This window comes from Saccharopolyspora sp. 6M (assembly GCF_020176775.1).
Lineage (GTDB): Bacteria > Actinomycetota > Actinomycetes > Mycobacteriales > Pseudonocardiaceae > Saccharopolyspora_C > Saccharopolyspora_C gregorii.
In genome coordinates this window covers 59,993-78,140 of record NZ_JAIUJZ010000021.1, presented here as the reverse complement: position 1 = coordinate 78,140, position 18,148 = coordinate 59,993, and the positions used below count along the sequence as shown (strand labels likewise).

Here is an 18,148-nt window from a genome sequence, read left to right as displayed (position 1 = left end):
TCAGGCCGGGGAGACCGACAGGAGTTGACCGGCGAGGCCGCGGGCGCGGGTGGACAGGCGCTTGGCGACGTCGGTGAGCACCTGCGCGGCGGGCGACTCGGGGGCCTCGACGACCAGCGGAGTGCCGCTGTCGCCCGCTTCGCGCAGCCGGGTGTCCAGCGGCACCTGGCCCAGCAGCGGGACCTCCGAGCCGACGGCGCGGCTCAGCGAGTCGGCCACGATCTGGCCGCCGCCGCTGCCGAAGACCTCCATGCGCTGCCCGTCGGGCAGTTCCATCCAGGACATGTTCTCCACGACGCCGGCGAGCCGCTGCCGGGTCTGCATGGCGATGGCGCCCGCGCGCTCGGCGACCTCGGCCGCGGCCTGCTGCGGAGTGGTGACGACGAGGATCTCGGCGTTCGGGATGAGCTGGGCGGTGGACAGCGCGATGTCCCCGGTGCCGGGCGGCAGGTCCAGCAGCAGCACGTCCAGGTCGCCCCAGAAGACGTCGGAGAGGAACTGCTGCAGGGCGCGGTGCAGCATCGGCCCGCGCCACACGACGGGCGTGTTGCCGGGGGTGAACATGCCGATGGAGATGACCTTCACGCCGTGCGCCTGCGGCGGCATGATCATCTTCTCGACCTGGGTGGGCTTGCCGCCCGAGCCGAGCATCCGCGGGACCGAGTGGCCGTAGATGTCGGCGTCGACCACGCCGACCGACAGCCCGCGCTTGGCCATCGCGGCGGCGAGGTTCACCGTGACGCTGGACTTGCCGACGCCGCCCTTGCCGGAGGCCACGCAGTACACGCGGGTCATCGAGCCGGGTTCGGCGAACGGGATGCGGGGTTCGTCGGCGTTGCCGCGCAGCTTCTTGCGCAGCTCGGAGCGCTGCTCGTCGCTCATCACGTCGAGCTCGACGGTCACCGCCCGCACGCCTTCGACGGCACCGACCGCGGTCTCGACCCGCTGCGTGATCGTCTCCCGCATCGGGCAGCCCTGGACGGTCAGGTACACGCCGACGGCGACCGCGCCGTCCTCGACGGCCACGGATTTGACCATGCCGAGATCGGTGATCGGCTTGTGGATCTCCGGATCCTCGACCTGGGTGAGGGCCTGGCGGACGGCCTCTTCGGTGGGAGCGGAGTGCGTGCTGGTCACGGTTGCGGTGACACCGACCCTTCCTGCGGCTGTGCTTGCCCTCGATGCTACGGGCCGACCGTCGATGTTACGGGCCGGTAGCTCCGGGAACACCGGCGAGGTGCGCAGCGCGTGACGGCCCGCCGGGGCGTCCGGATCGCGTCCGCGGGTGCGCTCGGAGGTGGCGGAACAGCCCTGTGCGCTGGTTTATTCCAGGCACCGGCCCCGACGTGCTCACATCTGGGAAATGCGGGGGCGCTTCGCATTCGTGTGACTGCCCTCCGTAGTATCACTCATCGTGACCGAGACGGGTCTTGATCGATTACCCACTCGTGGCGAGCTGCTGGCCTATCGAACCTTCCTGCGCGCGCACGCCCGCGTCACGCGCTGCCTGGAAGGAGATCTGATCGCCGAGCAGCGGCTGACGCTGGCCGCCTACGACGTGCTGCACGCGCTTTACGAAGCGCCCGAGCGCAGGCTGCGCATGACCGAGCTCGCGGACGCCGTGCTGCTGTCCAGGTCCGGCGTGACGAGACTGGTCGACCGCCTGGAGCGGATCGGTCTGGTCAGTCGCGTCCGGGTCGATTCGGACGGCAGGGGGGTGCTCGCGGTGATCACCGAGGCCGGCGAAGGCCGGTTGCGCACCGCATCCAGAACGCACCTCGGTGGAGTGACCCAGTACTTCCTTTCGGTGACCGAGCCGCGGGAGCTGGAGGAGTTCGCCCGGACCTGCGAGAAGCTCGCCGCCGGCGGCGTTCCGGCCCCGCCGGGGCAGCGCGCCCAGGCCTGATCGCGCGTTCGCCGCCGCGCGATCACGCGTCCTCGCGGCCCTCCGCGCCCTGGCGGCGGCGCCGCGCGCCCGCGCTCTCGGTGCCGGGCAGCTCGTCGCGCAACCGGTCGAGCTCGCCGCGCAGGTAGTCGCGGGTGGCGACCTCGCCGATCGCCAGCCGCAGCGCGGCCAGCTCCCGCGCCAGGTACTCGGTGTCGGCCTTCGTCTGCTCGGCCCGCGCGCGGTCCTCCTCCAGCGACACCCGATCCCGGTCGTCCTGCCGGTTCTGCGCCAGCAGGATCAGCGGCGCCGCGTACGAGGCCTGGGTGGAGAACGCCAGGTTCAGCAGGATGAACGGGTACGGGTCCCAGCGCAGGCCCACCGCGAACAGGTTCATCGCGATCCAGCTGATCACGAACACCGTCATCCAGAACAGGAACTTGCCGGTGCCGAGGAAGCGGGCCACGCGTTCGGAGATCTGGCCGAACAGCTCCGGGTCGAAGTCCACGGTGAACCGGCGCGGCATCCGGGGCTGGTCGAGCCGCCGCCGGGACAGCAGTTCAGGCATCGTCGCTCGCTTTCGGTGCGTCCGGGGAGTTCCGGTCGTCGGGCAGCCCGCTCTCCCGCCAGTTCTCCGGCAGCAGGTGGTCGAGCACGTCGTCCACCGTGACCGCGCCGATCAGGTGCTCCTGGTCGTCGAGTACCGGACCGCACACCAGGTTGTAGGCGGCGAAGTAGCGGGTCACCTCGGCCAGCGTCGCCGTCGGCGGCAGGCTCGCCAGGGTGGTGTCCAGCGCGCCCGCCACCAGCGTCGACGGCGGTTCGCGCAGCAGCCGCTGGATGTGCACGCAGCCCAGGTAGCGGCCGGTGGGCGTCGCCGACGGCGGGCGGCAGACGAAGACCATGCTGGCCAGCGCCACCGGCAGCTCCGCGTTGCGCACCATCGCGAGCGCCTCGGCGATGGTGGCGTCCGGGCCGAGGACCACCGGCTCCGGTGTCATCAGGCCGCCCGCGGTGTCCGCCGAGTAGGCGAGCAGGCGCTTCACCGGGGCGGACTCGGCGGGCTCCATCAGCTCCAGCAGCCGGTTCTTGTCCACTTCGGGCAGTTCGGCGAGCAGGTCGGCGGCGTCGTCGGGGCTCATGGCCTCCAGCACGTCCGCGGCCCGGTCCTCCCCGAGGTGCCCGATCAGGTCCTTCTGGTCGTCCTCGGGCAGTTCCTCCACGACGTCGGCGAGCCGTTCGTCGTCGAGCGCCTCGGCCACCTCGTAGCGGCGCTTCGCGGGGAGTTCGTGCAGCGTGCTGGCCACGTCCACGGCGCGCATCGTGTCCAGCAGGGCCAGCAGCTGCGCCACGCCCTGCGGCCGGTCGGTGAGCTCCGCGGCGGCGAGCCCGGTGATCTGGTCCCACTCCACCACCTGCACCGGACCGCGCCTGCCGAGCCGCCCGGTGCGCTCCCGGACCGCGAGCCTGCTGATCCGCCAGTCGCGGGTGCGGGTCTGCTCCAGCGCCGCGTCCACCAGCACCGCCGAGGCGCCGGTGGCGGCGAGGGTGACCTTCGCGTCCAGCAGCTGCCCGAGCACCAGCACCTCGTTGGGCCGCTGGTGGAACTGGCGGGTGTTGACCGAGCCGGTGGCGAGGGTGACCGCGTTCGGCTCGACGCGCACCACCCGCAGCATCGGCACGAAGATCCGCCGCCGCGCCGCCATCTCCATCACCAGGCCGAGGATCCGCGGCGGCTGCCCGGCGGCGCGCAGCCCGGCGACGACGTCGCGCACCTTGCCGATGGACTCGCCGTCCGGGCCGAACACGGCGAGCCCGGCGACCCGCGCCGCGAAGACCCTGGTTGTGGCTGCCACGCTGATCAGGCTAGTCGCCGGGCCGGTGCCGGGCAGTCGCGGCGACCGGGGTCACAGCCGGTGCGGTGCGGGCCGTGGTAGAGAGCTGGGTGCCCGTGCCCGATGAGGAGGTTCCCCGTGGTCGATCGCCGACGTGCCCGCCGCAGCTGCCTGGCCGTTCCCGGTTCCAGCGCCAAGATGATCGACAAGGCCCGCGGACTGGCGGTGGACTCGTTCTTCCTGGACTTGGAGGACGCCGTTGCCCCGCTGGCGAAGGCGGAGGCCCGCGGCCGGGTCGCGGCCGCGCTGAACGAGGGCGGCTGGGACGGCAAGATCCGTTCGGTGCGGGTCAACGACCTCACCTCGCAGTGGACCTACCGGGACGTGGTGGAGGTCGTGGAGACCGCCGGGGAGAACCTGGACACCATCGTGCTGCCGAAGGTGTCCACGCCGGACCACGTGCGCTGGCTGGACCTGACGCTGACCCAGGTGGAGCGCGCCACCGGCCTGGAGGTCGGCCGGATCGGCGTCGAGGCGCAGATCGAGGACGCGCGCGGACTGGCCGAGGTGGACGCCATCGCATCGGCATCGCCGCGCGTCGAAGCGCTGGTGTTCGGCCCCGCCGACTTCATGGCCTCGATCGGCGTGCGGTCCATGGTGGTCGGCGAGCAGCCGCCCGGCTACGACGTGGGCGACGCCTACCACTACGTGCTGATGCGGATGCTGGTGGCGGCGCGGGCGCACGACGTGCAGGCGATCGACGGGCCGTACCTGGCGATCAAGGACGTCGAGGGGTTGCGGCGGGTCGGCGGCCGCTCGGCGGCGCTGGGCTTCGACGGCAAGTGGGTGCTGCACCCGGCGCAGGTGGACGCGGTGAACGAGCTGTTCTCGCCGCGCCAGGCGGACTACGACCACGCGGAGAACGTGCTGGACGCCTACGAGTGGCACACCTCGGAGGCGGGCGGCAAGCGCGGCGCGGCGATGCTCGGCGACGAGATGATCGACGAGGCCTCCCGGAAGATGGCGTTGGTCATCGCGGGCAAGGGCCGCGCCGCGGGCATGTCCCGCACCGACCGCTGGACCCCGCCCACCGGGTGATGACCTGCGCCGCACCGCCCGTGTGGGCGATCCCGGGGCCGGTGCGGCGCGGTACGTTCTGATCAACAGTGATCGCCGGAGCCGCCGCTGGACGAACCGGCCCCGGCGTGCGGGTCGACCGAGGGGGCGGCGACGTGGCGGATCAGGAACCGGTGGACGAACCGGGGGAGCGCGAACCGGACGCGGTGTCGCGGACCGGCGCGGAGAACGACCAGGAGCTCCGGCTGGCGCTGGCGATGCGCGGCGGGGCGAGCCTCGCGGTGTGGATCGGCGGTGCCGTCGCCGAGATCGACCTGCTGCGCTGCGCGACGTCCCGGTCGGACCGGCCGGCCGTGGACCGGGCGGCCGCGGACCGGGCGGGACGGGTCGAACCGCCCCGGGCGGAGCGGACCGACGACGACGCCGAGCACCCGTGGGCGGCGCTGGCCGGGCTCGCCGGCTACGACTCGGTGTCGGTGGACGTGCTCGCCGGGGCGTCGGCGGGCGGGCTGAACGCGACGCTGCTGGCCGCCTCGATCGTCTACGGCATGCCGTTCGAGGACATGCGCGAGCTGTGGGTGCGGCTCGCCGATCTGGAGGCGATGAGCCGCGCGGTGCCGAAGTTCTGGCACCGCAGGCCCGATTCGCTGCTGGAGGGCGACGACTACTTCCGCGCCGAACTGGCCCGGCTGATCACCGAGCTCACCCCGCATCCGCGGGACGCCCGCAACCTCGGGTCCCGGCTGGACCTGCTGCTCACCGCGACCCTGCTGGACCCGGTGCTGGAGCGGCACTTCGACGGCCGCTCCGGGCCGCTGGTCGAGCAGCGCCGCACCGCCATGTTCCGGTTCCGGCACCGCGGTCGCTCCGGGCAGCCGCTGTCGGACTTCGGCACCGGCCCCGACTTCCCGGCGACCGCGCTGCGGATGGCGCAGGCGGCGCGCGCCACCTCCTCGTTCCCGTTCGCGTTCGAACCGGCACAGGTGCACGCGAGCATCGGCGGGGCACCGGCCGGACAACCGGACATGCTCGGGGTGTTCTCCGAGACGACCACCGATCCGCGCCCGTACCGGGTGATCGACGGCGGGGTGCTGGACAACATCCCGGTGACCGCGGCCGTGGAGGCGATGGCCGCGGTGCCCACCGAGCGGCCCAGCTCGCGCTGGTTGCTGTACCTCAACCCGGAACCGGAGACGGTCGGCGAGGGCAGGCCGCTGAGCAGGCAGCTGGCGCTACCGGTGGCCTCCACCGCGATGAGCGCCCGCATGTCGCAGGAGTCGCTGCTGGCCGACATCCACGCGCTCGACGAGCACAACGCGGCGGTGCAGCGCACCGAACTGCGCCGCAGGTCCGTGTTCGCGCCGCTGCTGGCCGCCGCCCCCGCCGTCCGCGAAGCGGAGCTGCTGGCCCAGGCCGCGCGGGTCGAAGCGGAGTACGCGGTGGTGCGCGCGGAGCTGGACGCCCAGGCGGTGGTGCGGCTGCTGGTCGAACCCGCGGGCAGCGAGGACGGCAGGCTGCTGCCGCCGGTGGTGGGCGAACCCCTCGAAGGCTGGTCCCCGCAGGTCCGCACCGTGCTGGGGCGTCGGCTGGGCGCGGTGCTGGCCGGGATGGCGCTGGCGGAACCGGGGCGGGTGTTCGACGACGTGCGCGGGCTGCACTCCGGGGTGCAGGAGTGCCTGGACTGGGCGCGGGACATCGGCCGCTGGGCCGAGGCGGAGCAGCTGCCGGTGATCGGGCGCTGCAAATCGGAGCTGTACCGGCTGCGCACCTTCGCCCAGGTCCTGGAGGGCCACGCCGACCGGTACTGGGTGGACGGCGCCCGGCACGAACCGATCGTCGAGCTCGGCGAGATGTCGGACTGGGTGCTGCGGGTCGCCGACCGCCGGGACCGGCTGCAGCACCGGCTGCCGTCCCCGGTGCGGCCGCTGCTGGGCGCGGTGCTCGACGAGGTGGACCGGGGGGAGCGGTTCCAGCGCGCGCTGGAGGAGTTCGCCGCCGAGCTCTCGTCGATCGCCGAGTCCTCCGGCGCCGACGCGGTGCCCGAGGACGAGCACGGGGTGGACGCGGTGGCGGAGGCGCGGGTGGTGCTGCACCGCATCGCCGACCGGCTCGCCGCCGCGGCTCCGCCGCGCGGGGACGGCGAGCGGTCCGGGGCGCGCTCGCCCGGGCACGCCCCGGAGCGCACCGCCTCCCCCGAGCAGGTCGGCTACGCGCTGCTGGAGCGCACCGAGCGGCGCGCCGCCGTGCTCCGCGCGCTGGTGGTGCTGACCGCGCCGCTGGACGTCGGCCGTTCGCCGGGCGACCGGATCAACCTGCTGCGCGTCGTCAGCGATGCGCGCTCCCCGCTGCCGTTCGACGCGCTGCGCACCGGCGGCGAGCTGCACGTCGAGGACAAGGTGCGCGGTGGCGACCTGGGCAACTTCGGCGCGTTCCTGTCCGCGCGGTGGCGCGCGAACGACTGGATGTGGGGGCGGCTCGACTCGGCGTCGGCGCTGGTGGGGCTGCTGCTGGTCCCGGCGCGGCTGCTGCGGCACAGCGGCGGCCTCGGCCCGGAGGGCATCGCGGACCGGCTGCGGGAGATCGTCACCACCCCGACCCGCGCGGAGCTCGGCGACGCCGCCGGTTCCGAGCGGTGGCGGGCGTTCCTGGCCGAGCTGTGGGAGCGGCACGCCGACCAGGTGCGCGCCGAGCTGGCGGCCATGTTCGCCGACCCGGTCGACGAGCACCCGCTGACCCGCACCAAGGAACTCGTCGTGGAACGGCTGCACTGGACGATCGCCGCCCAGGAGGTGCCGTTCGTCGCGACCGTCGCACCCGGCGCCGACCCGGGCGAGCCCGCGCTGCCGGACATCCCCGAACCGGAGCCGCTCGCCGACGAGGTGCGGCGCTACTCGGTCGGCCGCGAGCGGGTGGCGGACCTCGGCGAGCCCCGGCTCGCCTCGATGGCGACCCGGGCCGGGCTGGTGGCCTACCGCGCGGTGCGGCCGGGCACGGCGGGCGTGCTGCGGCTGCTGGGGCGGGTGGCGACGACCGTGGTGAAGCCGGTGCTGCTGCTGGCGGTGCTCGCGGTCGCCGCGCCGCGCCGCGTGGCGCTGGCGGCGTTGCTCGGCGCGACGGCCGTGGTGCTCAGCGGGGTGGCCCCGGCCGGATCCGATGCGCTGTTCCCGCGGGAGGTCTCGCTGAGCTGCCCGGCCGTGCCGCCGGCGGATTCGGACGGCACGACCTACTGCATGGGCTGGTACCCGGGCGCGTCGGCCGGGGACCGGATCGCGGTGCTGCCGCCGGACTCCTCGGCGGTCGCGGCGCTGCGGCCGTTCACCTTCGATCCGTTCCAGATGAACGCGGGTGTGCTGCTGGCGCTGATCGTGGTCGCCGCTTCCGCGCTGTGGCTGGGCTTCCGGTCGCTGAGCCGGGGCCGGAGCGCGGCCCGCTGGCTGCCCGCCGCGATCACCGCGGTGGTGGTGACCGCGGCGGTGGTGTGGATCGCCGACACCGGGCTGACGCTCGGACCGCAGGGGCTGGTGCTGACGGCCGTGGCGGTGAACTTCCTGCTCTCGCTGGGGCTGCGGCCGTGGGGCCGGGCCGTGGCGGCGCTGCTGTCGGCGGCCGTGTTCACCACGGCGCTGTGGCTGGTGGACCCGCCGGTGGGCGAGGTCGGGTGGCTGGTGCCCACCGCGATCGCGGCCGCCTACGCGCACATGGTGCTGCTGTCCACGGTGGACCTGCTGCGGCCCCGCCCGCGCCCCGAGCACGGCGCCGAGCGGTCCGGGACGGCGGGCGGCACCGGTTCCGCCCGATCGGAGGTGGTTCGCGGCGAACCGGCCGCCGGCCCCCGAACACTATGATCAGCGAGGTGAGCGACTACCCGGCCGGCCCGGTGCAGGCAGGCGTCCCGTACCAGCTGCTCGCCCGCGACGCCCGGCACCGCTGGTGGCGGCCGCTGGTGGCGCTGCTGGTGTTCGCGGTGCTGGCCTTCGTGCTGCTGCTGGTCGCCATGCTGGTGCTGGCCGCGTTCGTGCTGTACCCGGCGGGTTTCGGGGACGTGCGGATCGCGGCGCTCGTGCGGGACCCGGAGTCGGTCGAGGCGCTGGTGCGGGATCCGTTCGTGCTGCTGTTCGTCTCCTTCGGGGCGCTGGTCTCGCTGATCCCGGCGGCGGTGCTCACCGCGCTGTGGGTGCAGCGGCGCAGCCCGCGGCAGCTGATCGGGGTCACCGGCCGGTTCCGCCGGCGGTGGTCGGCGGAGTGCCTGCTCGCCGCCCTCGCGGTGTTCGCCGTCGCGTTCGCGGTCTCGGCGCTGCTGACCTGGGTCACCGGGGGTTCGTTCGGCCCCGGGTTCCCCGGCTGGGCCGACTACGGGCGGGTGGCGCTGCTGGCGCTGGTGGTGGTGCCGGTGCAGAGCGCCGCCGAGGAGTTCGCCTTCCGCGGGTTCCTGCTGCAGGCGGTGAGCGCCTGGTTCCGCACCCCGTGGCCCGCGATCGCGCTGACCTCGCTGCTGTTCCTGCTCGGCCACGGCTACACCGATCCGCTGGTGTGGTGCCAGCTGCTGGTGATGGCGGTGTCGATGTGCTGGCTGGTGGTGCGCACCGGCGGCCTGGAGGCGGCGATCGCGCTGCACGTGGTGAACAACTCGCTGAGCCTGCTCGTCGGCGGCCTCGGCGGGGTACCCGGGGTGGAGCAGGCCGGGGACTTCCCCGTCGGCGACGTGCTGCCGTTCATCGCGGCGATCCTGGCCTACGCCTGGTGGGCGGATCGGCGGGCGGCGCGCCGCGGCGCGTGGAACGTCACCGGCGGCCGGGTGGAGCTGCGGCCGTGGTCGCTGCGCCCCGCCACCCAAGACGATCTCCGGCCCGAGGTGTCGGGGTAGCCTGGAGGTGGGGACGATAGGGGACGAATCGGGCTCCTGCCGGTCCCGCCAGGAAGTGCGCTCCACGGAGGTGTCAGCGGTGTCCTACCCGTTTTCCGGCTCGGCTCGGCCGGCGCCGGGTTCACCGAGCAGCATGCCCACCCCGCCGACGGGGTGGCCGATCGGCTCGTACGGCACGTACGAGGAGGCGCAGCGCGCGGTCGACCACCTGGCCGGCTCGGACTTCCCGGTGCGGGAGGTGACCATCGTCGGTGTCGACCTGATGCTCGTGGAGCGGGTCACCGGCAAGTTGACCTGGGGCAAGGTGCTGGCCGGTGGAGCGGCCTCCGGGGCGTGGATCGGGCTGCTGATCGGCCTGGTCATGAGCATCGCGTCGCCGCAGGGCACCGGCGCGCTGAGCTCGATGCTGGCCGGACTGGGCGGCGGCATCCTCATCGGCGTCGGGTTCGCCGCCGCCGGGTACGCGGCGATGCGCGGGCGGCGGGACTTCTCCTCGGCGAGCCAGCTGGTCGCGGGGCGCTACGACGTGCTGGCCCAGCCCCGGCACGCCGAGCACGGCCGGAACCTCCTCGCGCACCTGGCGATGCGCCCGCAAGCGTCCCCGTGAGCTCGTCTCTCCGGGGCTCGTCCGGGGTCCCGCCGCGGCGGAGCATTCTGGCGGACGGCGGTCAGCCGTCGTAGTGGTAGCGGCAGGCGGCGATCTGGATCTGGTCCTCCTGGACCCGGTAGACCAAGCGGTGCTCATCGGTGCTGCGGCGCGACCAGAACCCGTGGAACCCGTGCTCGAGCGGTTCCGGTTCGCCGATGCCCTCGTTCCCGTTCCGTTCGACGTCCTTGAGCAGCGTGTTGATCCTCGTGCGTACCTTGCGGACCTGGCTCCGCCACCAGACGTGATCCGCCCACGCGTTCGCATCCCGGACGAACTTCATTCGACGAGGTCCCGCGTGACGCCCCCGCCGTGCTCGAGCCGTTCGATCGAGGACAGCAACCTGCGGGCGTTCTCCGGGCTCTCGAACAGGTAGGCCGTTTCCTTCAGCGACTCGTAGTCGTCCAGCGCGACCAGGACGACCGGCTCGTGCCCGGCCCTCGTGATCACGACCTCCTCGCGGTCGTCGACCACGGAGTTCAGCGTTTCGGCGTACTCGGCGCGGAACTCGGAGCAGGACATCGTCTTCATCGGTCACCTCCTCGGCGTGTGGAAAGTTGTACGCCTCTTCCGCTCGTGTCGGGACCCCGCACCGTTCGCGGACACCGGCGGTGCGCACGGTTGGGGGCTTGTCGCGGGTGTCGGCGGCGCCCTAGGTTGCTGTCACCGCGCTGATCATCGGTGCGGCGGTGGCGTGCGGCGGGGCGCGGGCACTCGGCCTCGGGCGCACCTGCGCGAGCAGACCGGGAGGTCCGACCACGGTGAGGGTGCGCAGACGCGCTGGGGGCGCGGTCCGGCTGGCCGCGGCGTGCGGGACGGCGGTGCTGGCCGTCTCGGCCCTGAGCGCCTGCGCGGCCCCGCGGCACGACGACGTCGTCAACCTGTACTACGCGCCGGAGGAGAACCTCCAGACCGTCGTCGACCGGTGCAACGACCAGGCCGACGGCCGGTACCGCATCGTCTACCACAAGCTGCCGCGCGACGCGGACGGCCAGCGCGAGCAGCTGGTGCGCAGGCTGGCCGCGCAGGACGACGGCATGGACGTGCTCGGCCTGGACACCACCTGGACCGCGGAGTTCGCCCGCGCCGGCTGGGTCCGCGAGTGGACCGGCGCGGACCGGCGGCGAGCCGAGGACGGCACCCTCGCCGGACCGCTGGCCTCGGCCCGCTACGGCGGGAAGCTGTTCGGGGCGCCGAAGAACACCAACGTGCAGCTGCTCTGGTACCGCTCCGACGTGGTGGACCGGCCTCCGCGCACCTGGGACGAGATGATCGAGCAGGCGAAGCGGTTCGAGGCCGCGGGCGAGCCGTCGACGATCCTCGTCCCGGGCGCCCAGTTCGAGGGCTACGTGGTGCAGTTCAACACCCTGCTGGCCTCCGCGGGCGGGAAGCTGATCTCCGACGACGGCACCCGCGCCGTGGTCGACGAAGGCGTGGTGCGCGCGCTGGAACAGCTCAAGGCCCTCGCCGACTCCGGGCTGACCAGCCGGTCCATGTCCAACTCGCAGGAGGACGACGTCCGGCTGGAGTTCCAGCAGGGCGACGCGGCGTTCCAGCTGAACTGGCCGTTCGTCTACCCGTCGATGCAGGAGGACGCGCCGGACATCGCGCGGAACGTCCGCTGGGCCCGCTACCCGAGCTCCGACCCGGCGCGGCCCAGCAAGGTCACCCTCGGCGGGTTCAACCTCGCCGTCAGCGCCCACTCGCCGAACCCGCAGGCGTCCTTCGACGCGGCGCTGTGCCTGCGCAGCCCGGACAGCCAGCGGTTCTCCGCGATCCACGACGGGGTGCCACCCACCATCGAATCCGTCTACGCCGCACCCGAGATGGCCGCCGAGTACCCGATGCGCGACACCATCCTGGAAGAGCTGCGGGACCCGGCGATCCGACCGATCACGCCCGCCTACCAGAACGTCTCGACGGTGCTGTCGAAGCTGCTGTCCCCGGCGTCGCGGATCGACCCGCCGCGCACCGCCGAGCGGATCCGCACCGAGGTGCAGAATGCCCTGGATTCGCGGGGGGTGCTGCCGTGACGTCCGCCGTCGACCAGGCGAAGCGCGCCGAGCGCAGGCTCGGCTGGATGCTGTGCGCACCGGCCGCGCTGGTGATGCTCGCCGTCACCGGCTGGCCGATCCTGCACGCGGTGTGGCTGTCGTTCCAGCGCTACGACCTCAAGTACCCGGACCAGCGCGAGTTCGTGGGACTGGAGAACTACCTGACGGTGCTGTCCGACCAGTACTGGTGGACGGCGTTCGGCACCACGCTGCTCATCGTCGCCACCCAGCTGGTCATCGAGTTCGTGCTGGGCATGGCGTTGGCGCTGATCATGCACCGGGCTGTGCTCGGGCGCGGCCTGGTGCGCACGGTCAGCCTCATCCCGTACGGCATCGTCACCGTCGTCGCCGCGTTCAGCTGGCGCTACGCGTGGACCCCGGACACCGGCTACCTGGCGAACCTGGTCACCGACGGCGCGCCGCTGACCGAGCGCGGCAGCGCGCTGGCGATCATCGTGCTGGCCGAGGTGTGGAAGACGACGCCGTTCATGGCGCTGCTGCTGATGACCGGACTGGCGCTGGTGTCCGAGGACCTGCTGGAGGCCGCGCGGATCGACGGCGCCTCCCCCTGGCAGCGGTTCACGAAGGTGATGCTGCCGGTGATGAAGCCGGCGATCCTGGTGGCGGTGCTGTTCCGCACGCTCGACGCGTTCCGGGTCTTCGACAACATCGTGGTGCTCACCGACGGCGCGCAGGACACCTCCTCGGTGTCGGTGCTGGCCTACAACAACCTGATCAAGGGGTTGAACCTCGGCATCGGCTCCACCATGTCGGTGCTGATCTTCCTGGCGGTGGCGCTGATCGCGTTCCTGTTCGTGAAGCTGTTCGGCGCGGCCGCGCCCGGCGCCGATGAGGACGGGGGCCGCCGATGAGCCGGAAACCGGCCGACACCGCCAAGTGGACGGTGCTCAACGCGGTGGTGGTGACGTACGCGCTGGTGCCGGTGCTGTGGATCGTGTCGCTGTCGTTCAAGACCTCCGCGGGGCTCAGCGACGGCCGGTTCATCCCGGCGGAGTGGACGCTGGCGAACTACGCGGCGATCTTCCAGACCGGCGAGTTCCTGCGCGCGCTGCTCAACTCGATCGGCATCGCGCTGATCTCCACGGCGATCGCGGTGGTGCTGGGCGCGATGGCGGCCTACGCGATCGCGCGGCTGGACTTCCCCGGCAAGCGGGCGCTGGTGGGAGTGTCGCTGCTCATCGCGATGTTCCCGCAGGTCTCGCTGGTCGCACCGCTGTTCGAGATCGAGCGGACGCTCGGGCTGTTCGACACCTGGCCGGGGCTGGTGCTGCCGTACACCACGTTCTCGCTGCCGCTGGCGATCTACACGCTGTCCGCGTTCTTCCGCGAGATCCCGTGGCAGCTGGAGGAGGCGGCCACCGTGGACGGCGCGACCCCGGGGCAGGCGTTCCGGAAGGTGATCGCCCCGCTGGCGGCGCCCGGGGTGTTCACCACGGCGATCCTGGTGTTCATCTTCTGCTGGAACGACTTCCTGTTCGCGATCTCGCTGACGTCGACGGAGGCGTCCCGCACGGTGCCGGTGGCGTTGCAGTTCTTCACCGGCGACTCGCAGTTCGAGGACCCGACCGGGACGATCGCCGCCGCGGCCGTGGTGATCACGGTGCCGATCGTGCTGTTCGTGCTGCTGTTCCAGCGCCGCATCGTCTCCGGGCTGACGTCCGGGGCGGTCAAGGAATGACCGCGGCCCGCCCGACCGCCGGTCGAACGGGCCGTCCGCGCTCCGCGCGATCAGGTGGTGCCGGCGAACTCCTGGACCCAGTAGTGCCCGTAGGTGCTGCTCGGGTCGTAGGCGTGGCCGACGCCGATGCCGGTGAACCTGCAGTCGAGGATGTTCGCCCGGTGCCCGGGACTGGTGATCCACTGGTGGAAGGTCTCGGCGGCGGCCGCGTTGCCCGCGGCGATGTTCTCGCCCAGCACCTCGGCGCGCGGCAGCACCTCGGCGCGCGGCAGCGCCCGGACGGGGGAGACGGCGTCGGAGTGCGCGAAGTAGTTCTGCTCGGCCATGTCCGCCGCGTGCGCCTGCGCGGAGTGCTCCAGCTCGGGTGCGGGTGCGAGCGGACCGCACCCGGCCTCGGCTCGGACCTGGTTGGTGCGGTCCACGATCTCGGCGGTGAGCGCGTCGAGCCGGGTCTCGTCCGCGTGGGCGGGCGGTGCGGAGGCGAGCAACAGCGAGCACAGCAGGATCGACCGGGCGTACCGGGCCGGGCGAGCGAACATCCGCACCACTCCTCGATTTCAAGGGGTTCCAGGTGCGGACAGTTCTAACCCGCTTTCCGGCGCGCCGACCGGGGAATCCGCGCAACGGGTGATCCGCGAACGCGTGCGGATCACCCGAACGGGAATGCGATCAACGAGGTCCACAGTGGACCCGGGGAATTCAGCCCTGCTGCGCGATGATGATGAACAGCGTCAGGATCCACCCCATCAGCAGGGTGGTCAGCAGGGCGAGCTTGTTGGTGGCGAGACGAGTCATGGCGGTGCCTCCCGGCAGCGTGAGAATGATCGATGCGAATGTCGTCTCACGATGTGGGGGCGGCGGTGCCGCAACGGTGATCAGCGCACGGCGGGCGTGCGCGGCGAGGCGGACAGCGCGTCCCACATCGCACCGGGTTTTCGCCCCCGGCGCGGCGACCTGGGACTTCGCTCCGGTGCCACGTTCCCCGATCCGCTCAGCGGCAGCCTGCGGGTGAACACCCGCCGCCCCATCGCACTGCGGCGCACGACGATCGACATGACTACCTCCTCACTTCTTCCCGACGCGCACCGGAATCCTCACGGCGGCGAATCGTTCGGGGAGAGCGCTCGCGGCGCGGAACCGCGGCGGTCGAGCCTCTGCGGACTACATCGCCCGGGTGATCGAAAACGTTACGGCACGCGGTCACAGCCATTTGTTCCGCCGGAAGATCTTGAACAGCGTCAGGCAGGCCAGCATCATCACCAGCAGCGTCGCCGGATAGCCGAAGGTCCAGTGCACTTCCGGCATGTTGTCGAAGTTCATCCCGTAAATCCCGGCGATCATCGTCGGCGTCGACACGATCGCGACCCACGCGGAGATCTTGCGCATGTCGGTGTTCTGCTGGAGCGTGATCTTGGCCAGCGTCGCGTCCACCAGCGTGGTCAGCAGCTCGTCGAACGAGGCCACCCGCTCGGACACCGTCGTCAGGTGGTCCTCGACGTTGCGGAAGTAGGAGCGCACCTCCTCCGGCACCATCGGCGTGTAGCCCTCGGCCAGCCGCTGCAGCGGTTTCGCCAGCGGCATCACCGCGCGGCGCAGGTCCATGACCTCGCGCTTCATCAGGTAGATCTGCTCGGCCTCGATCTTGGTCCGGGGCGCGAACACGGCGGCTTCCATCTCGTCGATGTCGTCCTGGATGGCCTCGGTGACCTCCAGGTACGTGTCCACCACGTGGTCGGCGATGCCGTGCAGCACCGCGGCCGGACCCAGCTGCAGCTGCTCCGGGTCGGTCTCCAGCTGCGAGCGGACCTGGGCGAGGCTGGCGTGCTTGCCGTGCCGGACCGTGATCACGAAGTCGCGGCCCACGAACGTCATCAGCTCACCGGTCTCCACGATCTCGCTGTTCGCGGTGAGCTTCTCGTTGGCGATGTAGCGCACCGTCTTGAGCACCATGAACAGCGTGCTGTCGTAGCGCTCCAGCTTCGGCCGCTGGTGGGCGTGCACCGCGTCCTCGACGGCCAGCTCGTGCAGCCCGAACGTCTCGGCCAGCCCGTTGAGCTGCGCCTCGTCCGGTTCGTGCAGCCCGATCCAGACGAACCCGGCGCCGCGCCTGCGCACCTCGTCGATCGCCTCGGCGTGCGACCGGTCGCCGGGCAGTCGCACCCCGTCCACGTACACGCCGCAGTCCACGACGTAAGCGGGTGGGGAAGCGGGGGCGGGCGCGGTGCGACCGCTGTGGCGCGCTGCGCGGTTGCGCAGGCCGAGCGAGGGAAGGCTGGGCACGGCGACCTCCAAGGGCGGGAATCGGATCTCGGGTGATCTCGACCGCGCATCCCCACCGGCGCCGATGGGCACCTGGAACCGGCCTAGCCGCAGGCCTCCCAGGCGGGGATGCGATTGGTACTACTCGGAAGCGCGCTGTCGGCACCGCCGCTCACAATCCCTCACCTCCTTCTGCCCGACTCGCCGTGCGCGAGTGGTCCGGACCGGCCAACGGTTCACGATACTCGTCGTTCTCGGTACGGGCGGCGGCGGTGCCGGGTGTGCTGGGACACGGCGAAACGGGTGAACTTCTGCCGCGCGCACGCCTGGAACGCCCTGGATTTCGCCCGGATCGCGCCGATTGTGCGAACCGCCGGATCCGCCGGTTTCAGCTCCGGGCGGACGGGCCCGGGAGCTGCCCCCAACCCCGCAAGGTCGCGGCGAGCCCGTCGGTCAACCGGTGTTCGGCGTCGAGTGTGGCAAAGCTCGCAGCGTCCGCCCACATCGCGTCGGCCGCGTCGTCGCCGGGCGAAAGCACCACGTCATCGGCCCGGCACGCGTAGTCGTGGATGTCGAACGTCCCGGTCGGGGCCGGGCGCAGCACCCGCCCCAGCCACCTGCCGACGATCACGGAGAGTCCCGTTTCCTCCGATAGTTCGCGCCGTACCGCCGAACGATCGGTTTCTCCGGGCTCCACCTTGCCGCCGGGCACCGACCACCGGCCCCTGCCGGGCTCGTTGGCCCGTTTCACCAGCAGCAATCGTCCGCGCGGGTCATGCACGACGGCGCCGACGCACCGGATCAGCGGTCCGTTGGTTATGCTCACCGACACGGAGGGTAGTTGATCCGGACGGTTCGGCTAACGACTGACCCAAGTGCGGGACAATGCTGCCCTACAGCCGCCGAGTGCGGTACAACAGATCGGCAGGCGCCAGCGTGTTCAATGGCTTTTCGGACGGGGTGTATCGCAGTGAACCTTAAGAAGATCCTGACTTGGGCCGGGGTCGCGTTCCTCCTCTTCTTCCTCTTCTCCGCCCCACAGCAAGCCGGTGACCTGGTGAACAACATCCTGGGAAGCCTCCAAGAGGCTGCGCAGGCGGTCATCACCTTCATGCAGAACATCTTCGTGTAGCAGCGCCGAAGGGCGGTTGACGTGTTCGCGCCGAGGGATCCCGACGAGTACCTGCTCGACACCGAACGCCGGGTCATCCGGCTCCGCAGACACTGGGCGAGCCTGGTCTGGGAACTGTTCGAGGCGATCGGGTTGCTGGTCGGCGTGGTCATGGTGTCCCAACTGCTGCCGCAGGACACGAGCCTGCCGCAGAACGTGCTCTGGTACGCGGGCCTCGTCGTGCTGCTCCGGTTCACCTACCAGGTGCTGGACTGGTACGTGGAGCGGATCGTCGTCACCGACAAGCGGTTCCTGATCGCGGAGGGCATCTTCACCACCAACGTGGCGATGATGCCGATCGGGAAGGTCACCGACCTGACCTTCCAGCGGACCCTCGCCGGGCGCATGTTCGGCTACGGCACGTTGGTGGTCGAGTCGGCCGGGCAGATCCAGGCGCTGAACCGGATCGAGTACGTGCCCAACCCGGACGAGGTGGAGGACGCGATCTCCTACCTGGTGTTCGGGGAGAAGAAGGCCCAGCAAGAGCGTTTCTCCATGCTCAAGGCCCGTCGCGCGGCGGTGGGCAAGAAGAAGGCCAAGCTTCCGAGCTGAACCGGTCGCTGCCGAGGCCGGGGGGGGGGGGGGGCCCCCCCCCCCCCGGGGGGGGGTGGGGGGGGGGGGGGGGGGGGGGGGGCCCGGGGGGGGGGGGGGGCCCGGT

At 72.0% G+C, this 18,148-nt stretch carries 19 protein-coding genes; 10 read left to right on the top strand and 9 right to left on the bottom strand.

Annotated features, from left to right (window positions below):
* Entirely contained in the window at positions 1-1,137 is a 1,137-nt protein-coding gene (locus tag LCD31_RS03835) for an Mrp/NBP35 family ATP-binding protein (RefSeq protein ID WP_224956037.1), read from the bottom strand.
* 277 nt (positions 1,138-1,414) lie between these two features.
* Between LCD31_RS03835 and LCD31_RS03830 the strand changes: the two genes are divergently transcribed.
* Complete coding sequence (locus LCD31_RS03830; protein ID WP_224956036.1) at positions 1,415-1,906, top strand: MarR family winged helix-turn-helix transcriptional regulator; 492 nt, start codon at positions 1,415-1,417, stop codon at positions 1,904-1,906.
* Between the two features lie 22 nt (positions 1,907-1,928).
* Here the strand turns inward: LCD31_RS03830 and LCD31_RS03825 are convergent, their stop codons facing one another.
* Together LCD31_RS03825 and LCD31_RS03820 are read right to left on the bottom strand one after the other, a co-directional pair.
* Positions 1,929-2,453, bottom strand: coding sequence for a DUF1003 domain-containing protein (locus LCD31_RS03825; protein WP_224956035.1), 525 nt, complete (start codon positions 2,451-2,453; stop codon positions 1,929-1,931).
* Positions 2,446-3,741: a magnesium transporter MgtE N-terminal domain-containing protein gene (locus LCD31_RS03820; RefSeq protein WP_224956034.1), complete on the bottom strand. Its 1,296-nt coding sequence runs from the start codon at positions 3,739-3,741 to the stop codon at positions 2,446-2,448. The genes LCD31_RS03825 and LCD31_RS03820 overlap by 8 nt, the downstream gene beginning before the upstream one ends.
* 102 nt (positions 3,742-3,843) lie before the next feature.
* Here LCD31_RS03820 and LCD31_RS03815 point away from each other — a divergent pair, with 102 nt between their 5' ends.
* From LCD31_RS03815 to LCD31_RS03800, 4 genes are all read left to right on the top strand, one after another.
* Positions 3,844-4,818, top strand: a complete 975-nt coding sequence (locus tag LCD31_RS03815) for a CoA ester lyase (RefSeq protein WP_255617149.1) — start codon at positions 3,844-3,846, stop codon at positions 4,816-4,818.
* 134 nt (positions 4,819-4,952) lie between these two features.
* On the top strand, positions 4,953-8,642 hold the full coding sequence (locus LCD31_RS03810; RefSeq protein WP_224956032.1) for a patatin-like protein: 3,690 nt from the start codon (positions 4,953-4,955) through the stop codon (positions 8,640-8,642).
* Between the two features lie 8 nt (positions 8,643-8,650).
* The gene (locus tag LCD31_RS03805) at positions 8,651-9,661 is read left to right on the top strand and encodes a CPBP family intramembrane glutamic endopeptidase (protein ID WP_224956031.1); all 1,011 of its coding nucleotides are present in this window, start codon (positions 8,651-8,653) and stop codon (positions 9,659-9,661) included.
* Between the two features lie 79 nt (positions 9,662-9,740).
* Positions 9,741-10,268, top strand: coding sequence for a general stress protein (locus tag LCD31_RS03800; protein ID WP_224956030.1), 528 nt, complete (start codon positions 9,741-9,743; stop codon positions 10,266-10,268).
* A 61-nt stretch (positions 10,269-10,329) separates the two neighbouring features.
* Here the strand turns inward: LCD31_RS03800 and LCD31_RS03795 are convergent, their stop codons facing one another.
* Positions 10,330-10,590, bottom strand: a complete 261-nt coding sequence (locus LCD31_RS03795) for a Txe/YoeB family addiction module toxin (RefSeq protein WP_224956029.1) — start codon at positions 10,588-10,590, stop codon at positions 10,330-10,332.
* The gene (locus LCD31_RS03790; RefSeq protein ID WP_224956028.1) at positions 10,587-10,838 is read right to left on the bottom strand and encodes a type II toxin-antitoxin system Phd/YefM family antitoxin; all 252 of its coding nucleotides are present in this window, start codon (positions 10,836-10,838) and stop codon (positions 10,587-10,589) included. The genes LCD31_RS03795 and LCD31_RS03790 overlap by 4 nt, the downstream gene beginning before the upstream one ends.
* 230 nt (positions 10,839-11,068) lie before the next feature.
* Between LCD31_RS03790 and LCD31_RS03785 the strand changes: the two genes are divergently transcribed.
* The 3 genes from LCD31_RS03785 to LCD31_RS03775 are packed head-to-tail and all read left to right on the top strand — an operon-like array spanning position 11,069 to position 14,060.
* Entirely contained in the window at positions 11,069-12,340 is a 1,272-nt protein-coding gene (locus LCD31_RS03785; RefSeq protein WP_224956027.1) for an ABC transporter substrate-binding protein, read from the top strand.
* A 47-nt stretch (positions 12,341-12,387) separates the two neighbouring features.
* Positions 12,388-13,233: a carbohydrate ABC transporter permease gene (locus LCD31_RS03780; RefSeq protein ID WP_304612886.1), complete on the top strand. Its 846-nt coding sequence runs from the start codon at positions 12,388-12,390 to the stop codon at positions 13,231-13,233.
* Positions 13,230-14,060, top strand: a complete 831-nt coding sequence (locus LCD31_RS03775) for a carbohydrate ABC transporter permease (protein WP_224956025.1) — start codon at positions 13,230-13,232, stop codon at positions 14,058-14,060. The genes LCD31_RS03780 and LCD31_RS03775 overlap by 4 nt, the downstream gene beginning before the upstream one ends.
* Before the next feature lie 50 nt (positions 14,061-14,110).
* Here the strand turns inward: LCD31_RS03775 and LCD31_RS03770 are convergent, their stop codons facing one another.
* The 4 genes from LCD31_RS03770 to LCD31_RS03755 form a co-directional block, all read right to left on the bottom strand.
* Positions 14,111-14,599: a CAP domain-containing protein gene (locus LCD31_RS03770; protein ID WP_224956024.1), complete on the bottom strand. Its 489-nt coding sequence runs from the start codon at positions 14,597-14,599 to the stop codon at positions 14,111-14,113.
* A gap of 336 nt (positions 14,600-14,935) precedes the next feature.
* Complete coding sequence (locus tag LCD31_RS03765) at positions 14,936-15,115, bottom strand: hypothetical protein (protein WP_224956023.1); 180 nt, start codon at positions 15,113-15,115, stop codon at positions 14,936-14,938.
* A 145-nt stretch (positions 15,116-15,260) separates the two neighbouring features.
* A complete protein-coding gene (gene corA, locus LCD31_RS03760; RefSeq protein ID WP_224956022.1) occupies positions 15,261-16,340 on the bottom strand; it encodes a magnesium/cobalt transporter CorA in 1,080 nt (359 codons plus the stop codon).
* Positions 16,341-16,707: 367 nt separating this feature from the next.
* Positions 16,708-17,145 (bottom strand): NUDIX hydrolase, encoded by a 438-nt coding sequence (locus LCD31_RS03755; RefSeq protein WP_224956021.1) that lies wholly within the window; start codon positions 17,143-17,145, stop codon positions 16,708-16,710.
* A gap of 144 nt (positions 17,146-17,289) precedes the next feature.
* Here LCD31_RS03755 and LCD31_RS03750 point away from each other — a divergent pair, with 144 nt between their 5' ends.
* On the top strand, positions 17,290-17,451 hold the full coding sequence (locus LCD31_RS03750) for a hypothetical protein (protein ID WP_224956020.1): 162 nt from the start codon (positions 17,290-17,292) through the stop codon (positions 17,449-17,451).
* A 21-nt stretch (positions 17,452-17,472) separates the two neighbouring features.
* The gene (locus tag LCD31_RS03745; RefSeq protein ID WP_224956019.1) at positions 17,473-18,042 is read left to right on the top strand and encodes a PH domain-containing protein; all 570 of its coding nucleotides are present in this window, start codon (positions 17,473-17,475) and stop codon (positions 18,040-18,042) included.
* Positions 18,043-18,148 lie beyond the last annotated feature (106 nt).

Bases quoted from the DNA above. Each gene is read 5' to 3' on its own strand.
- LCD31_RS03815 (WP_255617149.1), top strand. From the start codon at position 3,844: ATGAGGAGGTTCCCCGTGGTCGATCGCCGACGTGCCCGCCGCAGCTGC.
- LCD31_RS03790 (WP_224956028.1), bottom strand. From the start codon at position 10,838: ATGAAGACGATGTCCTGCTCCGAGTTCCGCGCCGAGTACGCCGAAACG.
- LCD31_RS03780 (WP_304612886.1), top strand. From the start codon at position 12,388: ATGCTGTGCGCACCGGCCGCGCTGGTGATGCTCGCCGTCACCGGCTGG.
- LCD31_RS03775 (WP_224956025.1), top strand. From the start codon at position 13,230: ATGAGCCGGAAACCGGCCGACACCGCCAAGTGGACGGTGCTCAACGCG.
- LCD31_RS03765 (WP_224956023.1), bottom strand. From the start codon at position 15,115: ATGTCGATCGTCGTGCGCCGCAGTGCGATGGGGCGGCGGGTGTTCACC.
- LCD31_RS03795 (WP_224956029.1), bottom strand. From the start codon at position 10,590: ATGAAGTTCGTCCGGGATGCGAACGCGTGGGCGGATCACGTCTGGTGG.
- LCD31_RS03825 (WP_224956035.1), bottom strand. From the start codon at position 2,453: ATGCCTGAACTGCTGTCCCGGCGGCGGCTCGACCAGCCCCGGATGCCG.
- LCD31_RS03770 (WP_224956024.1), bottom strand. From the start codon at position 14,599: ATGTTCGCTCGCCCGGCCCGGTACGCCCGGTCGATCCTGCTGTGCTCG.